This window comes from Enterococcus sp. DIV1368d (assembly GCF_050542975.1).
GTDB lineage: Bacteria > Bacillota > Bacilli > Lactobacillales > Enterococcaceae > Enterococcus_D > Enterococcus_D casseliflavus.
In genome coordinates this window covers 1,957,305-1,965,000 of record NZ_CP172939.1, presented here as the reverse complement: position 1 = coordinate 1,965,000, position 7,696 = coordinate 1,957,305, and the positions used below count along the sequence as shown (strand labels likewise).

The following is a 7,696-nucleotide window of genomic DNA, read 5'->3' as shown; positions in this document are numbered from 1 at the left end:
CCGTGCATTACTATAAGTTAGGGACCTATTATCATGAGCGAGCGACGATTGGTATCGATGCGAGCATTCCAGAAATTTTTGTTATCCCTGAGATAGACGAAGAATGGGAGAAGTTTCAACGAGGCGATCGTGAGATGCTGACAGCCATCGAACAACAAATGGATAAGCTGGAAGCCAAACGGATCACTGCCCTATCAGAAGTAAAGGAAATCCAAAATCAGATCGATAAGCTTACGGCATCTGTAAATGAATTGAGTGAGTCAAAGGGCTTTTTCAATCGGACAAAAATCGATGAAGAACTAGAGCAGTTGACTTCTGAGCGAAAAGCATTAGAAGCCAAACGTCGGGAATGGGAAAGATATTCAAATAATGACGAAGAGGTTTTTGCTGAAAAAGAGCGTCTGCAACAGCAATACCAAACATTGCGCTTAAAGAAAGCAATCGTGGAAAAAGAATTCCGTCAAATTGATACCTTTTTTGGATCATTTGATGAATTTACGGCAAAAATAATGGCTTTCTTAGCTCACTATACTGGAAAGGAGCTGACTGAAGTTGACGAAAGAAACGCAGACGAATCCTGAGGAATCACAGCTGCTGGAGCAGGAACCGACTCTAGAGGTCCAAACAGAAGGAGCTAATGAAGTCGAGGAAAACGTATCAACAAATGCGACGGACTTAGTGAATGACGGTCCTTTAGTAGAAGATAGTGGAAATGTAGTGGATGATTCTTTTGATTCAGCAAAAGAAGAAACTGACTACGAAGATGATTATTATGCTGTAAAAGCGCAAGATCACCAACGAATCGAATCGCTTATTGAGCAAGCCGAAAACGAACTAGCTGATTTAAAATTGAGAAAATCAATTATGGAAGCTGATTTTTCTGGATTGCTTGCTCATTACCGCCAGTTGATTTTAACAGATCAAGATATTTCGGTGATCGCCAAAAAGACATTGCTTGAATACTATGCCTATGAATTCTTGAAACCATTAAAAACGATTCATTTAACTGCTACTGATAACTATGACACATGGAAGACAAAGCATTTCAATGTCCGTTTTCGTTTAACAGAAACAAAGGAGCTCGAGTTTAGTTTCAAACTTAATCCAGTCAATTCTACGTATCAATCTAATTATTTGCCATTGTTGACTATCAATTCAAACTCCCAGTCGGTGGTTGTCAATGATGAACAGATTTTGCATTTAATCAGTCAATGGCATGCGGAGAATATTTTCTCGGTCAATCAGCTGTCGCTCTTTAATTATGATGTCAACTTGGTATTGGCGCATTTAAAAGAATTAGGCTTTACGGTTTCACCAAGCTTGATCGACAATACCCAAACATTGGCTGTCGATATGGAGACGGACTTTGCTGTTGCAGCAGAAGTTCTCGATCAAATTTTCATTATTACAATGGAGAATCAGCAATATGATTTTATCACAGAAAACAAAGGCGAAATTCTTGTTTTACTTGATAAAAATCAACGATTGACGATTCATTTGTATACAGAGTCCACTTTACTAACGATTGATTCAGATCAATGGAAGCGATCCTTATTAGATTTCTTCACAAGCTATCCATTTTTGGTTCCGCTGGTTGTGGAAGGTGAAGAATAAATGTTCTAAATTCATTAAAAGTGCTAGAATGGTTTTTATAACTATTCAGCACTTTTTTTTTTGGAAGGAGCAGTATGATGAAAAACAAAGCACTAGGTTTTTATGAAGGACGATCTTTAGATGAGTCAAATGTATTTATTGAAAAGGAAATTCCGATACCCAATTGCCAAGCAAATGATTTATTGGTGGAAGTACAGGCAGTTTCGGTCAATCCAATCGATACAAAAAGACGGCAAATGACTGCTTTAAGTGAAGCGTTCCAGATCCAAGGGTATGACGCCGTTGGGATCGTTAAAGAAATCGGTTCAGCAGTTAATGGCTTTGCCGTTGGTGATCGGGTGTTTTATGCTGGAACCACACAACGACCTGGTGCGAATCAAAGGTTCCAAACAGTTGATTCTCGGATCGCAGCAAAGGCACCAGCCGGCTTTTCTGATGGCGATCTTGCAGCTATGCCATTAACGAGTATTACAGCGTGGGAATTGCTTTTTGAAAAATTTGGGTACGTGCCTGAAGAAAACGCGAATGATGGATCGATTTTATTGGTCAATGCCAGCGGTGGTGTTGGCTCAATTGCGGCGCAACTAGCAAAATGGGCAGGATTGACAGTCTATGGCACTGCGAGTCCTAAGAACGATCAGTGGCTTAAAAACAATCAAGTGGATCAAGTACTTAATCATCGCTTGCCGTTGGCTGAACAAATCACTGAGCCTTTTTCAGCTGTTGCAATTTTTTATGACGCCTCGGCCTATTTGCCACAATTAACGAAAGCAATCTTGCCGTTTGGCAAAGTCGGAATGATCGTGAATACGAAAGAAGCGCTAGATTTAAATCCATTTAAAAACCTCGGCATCGATTTTTATTGGGAGTATATGTTCGCAAAAACAGATGCTCAGTTGATGATTGAAACACAAGGGAGCATTTTGCAACGGATCGCCTCGTTACTCGCTGACAAAAAGATCCATACGACTGCGGTCCAAACGTTTGATGGAGGAATTACCATCGAGACCTTAAAGCTCGCTACAAAAGCGGTTGAGCAAGGAACGAAAGGAAAGACAGTGATCACTGGAGGCGTCCGCTAGATGGAAGAAGAGGAAGCGATGCTGTTTTGGGATGAATTTGCCCAAGAATATGCACAGATTCAAAGAGAATCCCAATTGAAAATTGCCGAAGAGGTAGCAGCTTTTTTGGTGGAGCAGAAAGTGTTCCCGATATCGGCCTTCGTTGACTTTGCTGCGGGGACTGGCCGCTACATTTCAGCATTTTATCCTTATGTAGATGAGTATTACGCAATTGATTTTTCAAAAGAAATGTTAAAAATCATTGAAGAAACGACGGAAGATCCGATGAACAAGCTCCATCTGGTTCAGCAGAGCCAAAAAGACTTTTTATCTGCAGACCAGCACTGGCCCTGTATTTTTATGGCAATGAATCCAGCAGTCAGAGACAAGGAAACATTGCTTCAGTTTCAAAAAAAGGCCCATCAATTGATTATTCTAAGAATGATCACAGAAGAAGAAAACGTGTTTCAGCCATATGAAAAAAATCTTTCAGCGAAGAATGACCTGAACCTAAACACTTGGTACAAGAAGTGGTTTTCAGAAGAAGCGATCGATTGGCAGAGTCGGCAATTCGAGTATATTTTGAAGGAGGAGATCGATCAAGAAATATTTCATCTTTATTTTGAGGAGGAGTACTCATTGGAACAACGGCAACAAATGGTTCAACATGTCTTTGGTGAGGCATTGACTGTCGAAAGCCAAACGAAAATCACTTTTGAGCTTCTTTTAGCTTAAGTAAAATCACACAATGGGTATCAAAAAAACGAGATTCTGACATAAGATCAAGAAACAGGTACAGGAGCTAGGCTTCTTTTGGCTGCTGACTGGAAACATCTTATGCTGGAATCTCGTTTTACAGTGAATTTGCTACAATAGAAGGTATACGATGCTGCCTAATAACAGTAAAAAAACGATGTTGACGATAAAAAAAGCTTTTGAAACGTTCTCGCTTCTTTTGGTCTGGCTTGTTTCAATAATTTGTACCCAATCAAATTCGCCAAAGAAGCAATCAATGTACCCAAACCACCAACATTGACGCCCAAAAGAACGGCTTTTTCTAAATCGGTGAAAGGAGCAATCAAAATTGCTGCTGGAACGTTAGATATTCCTTGGGAGAGTAAAATACTACCTAAAAAAGCGCGATGCGTTTCCTGAAAATACGGTCGGATGTGATCGGTGACCAGAGATAGGTCTTGAATATTCCCGACGATCAAGAAGAAACAGAGAAAGGTAAGTAGTAACCGATAATCAACTTTTGCAAATAATCGTTTATTGCTAAACCAAACCACGGCTGCGACGACAAGCACGACGATTGAAATAGGGAGAACACTAAAAATACCAAGAATCATAAGGACAAATAATCCTGCATTAAGCAGCGCTGGCTTTTTTTCAAAGGGTTCTTCTTGCAGGGCGATTTCCAATGGAGTCTTTGGGATGAGCTGGATCGAAACAAGGAGTAATAGTAATGAAAGTCCCACAAAGGTGCCGGTAGTCCACATGAATTGTGGCAGCGAAATCTGATAGTAAGAAAATAAAAATAGATTTTGCGGATTTCCAAATGGAAACAGGCTGCTTCCTAAATTGGCTGCTACGATCAAATAGATAGCGCCTAATAAGACACTAGTGTGCTGTTGTTCTTTCCTCGTTAAGAGTAAATAGATGGGCAATAAAGTTAAGATAGCCACGTCATTTGTTAAAAACATCGAACTGAGGAAGCTTAGCAAGACGATTGCGCGGATCAAGTCACGCAGATTGCGACTTTTTTCCACTAATTTTTGTCCAAATGCTCGTAAAAGACCAGCTTCTTCTAACCCATTGATTACTAACATTAATCCAAACAGTGATAAAATCACTTTAAAGTCAATAAACGACCAACGGAAGGTGCCGAAAAAACACGCAATAAGTGCTAGTAGCAGGGAAATCGAAAATAATCGATCCGTTCGAAAAAATGCTAACATTCGTTTTCCCATAGTTCACCACCTTTCTTCTCAAGAATTTTACCATTCCTATGCTTTAGGAACAATAAATAACGCTTTTTCCATCGAACTCAAAGACATTCAGGCAATTTTTATAGTTGACAAACGACTCATTAATTGGGAAATTAGTATGTGAAAGGTGAAGGAGGTTCAAGAATGAATGTGATGCAGCTGCTTGAAAAAAATCAGCAGGTACATTTTCAAATTTTGGCTGTTTTTTTTCAGAATGGCTCAGAAGTCTCTTATAAAAAACTTGCAAGAACGTTATCCATTTCCGCGCCCACTTTGCAAAAAGAACTTCAAAATCTTCATCAAAATTTAGCTGCTTTCCATGAAGACGCAGCTTTGATCTATTCAGAAAATGATCAAGTGCAATTGGTATTGCCTCTTGATTTTTCCCTGAAGCAATTTTTTTATGCCTATCTTTCAGAAGCAATCGATTTTCAGATATTGTCGTATTTGTTTTTTCATCGAGATGAGTCAACGACGAAAATGATGTTAGAACTGATGTTGAGTGAAGCTTCATTGTTTCGTCGATTCAAAGCGATCAATCAGTTATTGAAAGAATTCGACATCCAATTAAAAAATAAAAAATTGATTGGGGATGAAAAACAGATTCGCTTTTTCTATTATCAGTTTTTTTCACAAAGTTATCCCAATGAAGAATTGATCGCTCGCTTGAATGCACCAGCCATCAACAATTTGATTCGAGTCATTGAAAAACAGTTGCAGACAACGTTTAGTCAAGCAGAGCGTTGGAAAGTCGGGCTTTGGTTAGGCATTATGGAAGCCCGTTTTGATTATCGCGGCTCGCAACAGCATGAAGCCTCGTATCCATTGTTGAAGTCATTGGAAAATGAAGCGATGTTCCAGCTTTTGCGGAATATATTAGGGCGCTATCTCAGTCGTTTTGCCGTATCCTGGAGCGATTATGAAACGGTATATTTCTATTTATTTTTATTAGCTGAAGGCTTGATTCGCCCTTCACTGGATGACTCCTTGCAAAAATCACTTTTCTTCCAAGAGATCGATGCGTTAAATGCGGAGCTGCTGCAAGCCATTGGTGATAGTGAAAGAAAGACTACAGAAACTTCTACGGAATTGCGCGTCTTCTTGACGAGTGTGACGATCCAAGCGTTGTATATTCATGGCGGCATTATTGCCTTTGCTGAATTTCAGCCGCAAAGTGTTGCGAATGAGAGCTTGATAGAAGTGGCACAGCAAGCAATCGAACAGTTGGAGAAAAACGTAAACCAGTCCTTTTCTCTTGAGAAAAAGCAGCATTTGACCAATGAATTGCTTTTGATCCGTCAATGGATTCAAGTAAAACAGGAAAAAGCATTTACAGTAGGCATTTTGCTGACTCAATCACGATTACGCAGTGGCTTTTTACGGCGCTTTTTGATCAAAGAATTGGCTGGCTATCCGAATATTCACTTCGATGGGACAAAGGAGAAGGACTATGATCTATTGATCGTTGATCATTCTGAGATCTCGGAAGGCTATCGTTATAAAAAACGATTGATTTTAACAGGTGGTGCAACCCCATTTGAAGAAGAGCGGCTTCATCAAATCGTGGATGAAATACGAAATGAGAACCTTGAAAGCGAGTTGGAAAAGATATGAGAATAGTGATTATTGGAGGCTCTCATGCAGGAATTGCTGCTGCCCGTCATTTAAAAAAAGTTGACCCAAAAGTCGATGTGATAATTATAGAAAAATCAAGCGTTCTTGGTTATGTTGCCAGCAGTTTGAATTTAGTACTGGAAGGTTACATTCAGCGTTTGGAAGATTCCAAAACGGCAACTGCCAGTGAACTTCTTTCAGAAGGAATCAATGTGATGCTAAACAGTGAAGTCACAAAAATCTTTCCGCAAGAACAAACGGTTCATTTTGTCACATCAACGGAATCTTATCAGCAAGAAGATGAAGTGAGTTATGATGGCTTGATTTTGGCGATGGGATCGAGTACTTTCCGTTCGGAGTTTGCCTCAGATGTCGAAGCACATATAACGACCTACAAAACCATTGGTCAATCAAAGCAAGCATTAGAAAAAATCGAGAATGCCCAAACCGTTGCGATCGTCGGCGCTGGTCTGATCGGGTTCGAATTAGCGGAATCTTTAAGCGGACAACAAAAAGCCGTTCATTTGATCGATCGCATGGATACGCTGTTGTTCCGTTATTTTGATCATGAAATTGCCAAAATTTTGATGGAACGCTTTCCTAAAAATTTGCAGATCTATCTTAATAGCAATGTCGCTCATACGATCAAAAATGAGAAAGGCGATTATCAAGGAATTGAGCTGTCAAATGGAACGAAGATTCAAGCTGACGTGGTTGTTTATGCTGTCAATCCACGTCCAAATGTCGCGTTAGTAGAAGATTTTCTAAAACTAAATCTGGATGGCACGGTATCGACAAATGAGTATTTGCAAACGTCTGACCCAGCGATTTATGCAATTGGGGACCTTGTTTCGATCCCATTTAATCATTCGGATAGCTCCTTGTATATTCCTTTAGTAACGAATGCTTACCGCACCGGGATCGTTGCTGCCACCAATTTATTGGCAAATGAACGGGGAACAACAAAAATTCCTTTTCCAAAAATGCAACGGACCGTCGTCAGTAAATTGTTTGGCTATTTCGTCAGCAGTTCAGGTATTAATGAGACCGAGGCACCGTATTACGGCTTTGAAGTAGATTCAGTGACGCAAACATTTCATTCTCGGACATTTTTCGCGACAGATGAGGATTTTGAAGTAACGTTAAAACTGATTTTTGATCAGCAAACGAAAGTGATCATGGGGGGACAAATCATTACGAGTGATCGTGGAAGTTTGGAGATCATCAATACGATCTCAACCTTGATCAATAGCAAGACGACCTTGCACCAATTAGCAACAATGGATTACTTTTTCAATCCAACCATCTCATTTCCACTGCACTTTTTGAATCAATTGGCCCTTGATGGCTTGTTAAAGTAAAATAGTAAGTCTTGATAAACCTGCGATGATCGCAGGTTTATTTTTTTGAATTGACGTT

Annotated in this window: 6 protein-coding genes and 1 pseudogene (1 of these 7 running past the window's edge); 6 read left to right on the top strand and 1 reads right to left on the bottom strand. The window is 39.8% G+C overall.

The features are described from left to right. The 4 genes from IGJ44_RS09145 to IGJ44_RS09130 all read left to right on the top strand — a co-directional run. Positions 1–581, top strand: the 3' portion of a protein-coding gene (locus IGJ44_RS09145; RefSeq protein WP_005226241.1) for a hypothetical protein. The gene continues 331 nt to the left of window position 1, outside the view; 581 of the gene's 912 nt are visible here — the last part of the coding sequence; its start codon lies beyond the left edge, outside the window; the stop codon is at positions 579–581. Further along, positions 553–1,614: a hypothetical protein gene (locus IGJ44_RS09140; RefSeq protein WP_060793107.1), complete on the top strand. Its 1,062-nt coding sequence runs from the start codon at positions 553–555 to the stop codon at positions 1,612–1,614. Before IGJ44_RS09145 ends, IGJ44_RS09140 begins: the two co-directional genes overlap by 29 nt. Positions 1,615–1,688: 74 nt before the next feature. Further along, positions 1,689–2,696: a zinc-binding alcohol dehydrogenase family protein gene (locus IGJ44_RS09135; RefSeq protein ID WP_167827427.1), complete on the top strand. Its 1,008-nt coding sequence runs from the start codon at positions 1,689–1,691 to the stop codon at positions 2,694–2,696. After that, positions 2,697–3,410 carry a methyltransferase domain-containing protein gene (locus IGJ44_RS09130; RefSeq protein WP_142974303.1) on the top strand — a complete coding sequence of 238 codons (714 nt, stop codon included), beginning with the start codon at positions 2,697–2,699 and terminating at the stop codon, positions 3,408–3,410. 132 nt (positions 3,411–3,542) lie between these two features. Here IGJ44_RS09130 and IGJ44_RS09125 read toward each other — a convergent pair. After that, positions 3,543–4,645: pseudogene (locus IGJ44_RS09125) on the bottom strand (SLC13 family permease). 162 nt (positions 4,646–4,807) lie between these two features. On the opposite strand from IGJ44_RS09125, the gene IGJ44_RS09120 reads away from it, so the two are divergent. Both IGJ44_RS09120 and IGJ44_RS09115 read left to right on the top strand, forming a co-directional pair. Continuing rightward, on the top strand, positions 4,808–6,277 hold the full coding sequence (locus IGJ44_RS09120; RefSeq protein ID WP_205821523.1) for a helix-turn-helix domain-containing protein: 1,470 nt from the start codon (positions 4,808–4,810) through the stop codon (positions 6,275–6,277). Further along, the gene (locus tag IGJ44_RS09115) at positions 6,274–7,638 is read left to right on the top strand and encodes an FAD-dependent oxidoreductase (protein WP_005226235.1); all 1,365 of its coding nucleotides are present in this window, start codon (positions 6,274–6,276) and stop codon (positions 7,636–7,638) included. The genes IGJ44_RS09120 and IGJ44_RS09115 overlap by 4 nt, the downstream gene beginning before the upstream one ends. The last annotated feature ends 58 nt before the right edge of the window (positions 7,639–7,696 follow it).

Excerpts from the sequence above, each read along its gene's own strand:
- IGJ44_RS09120 (WP_205821523.1), top strand. The coding sequence starts at position 4,808 with ATGAATGTGATGCAGCTGCTTGAAAAAAATCAGCAGGTACATTTTCAA.
- IGJ44_RS09135 (WP_167827427.1), top strand. The coding sequence starts at position 1,689 with ATGATGAAAAACAAAGCACTAGGTTTTTATGAAGGACGATCTTTAGAT.
- IGJ44_RS09115 (WP_005226235.1), top strand. The coding sequence starts at position 6,274 with ATGAGAATAGTGATTATTGGAGGCTCTCATGCAGGAATTGCTGCTGCC.
- IGJ44_RS09130 (WP_142974303.1), top strand. The coding sequence starts at position 2,697 with ATGGAAGAAGAGGAAGCGATGCTGTTTTGGGATGAATTTGCCCAAGAA.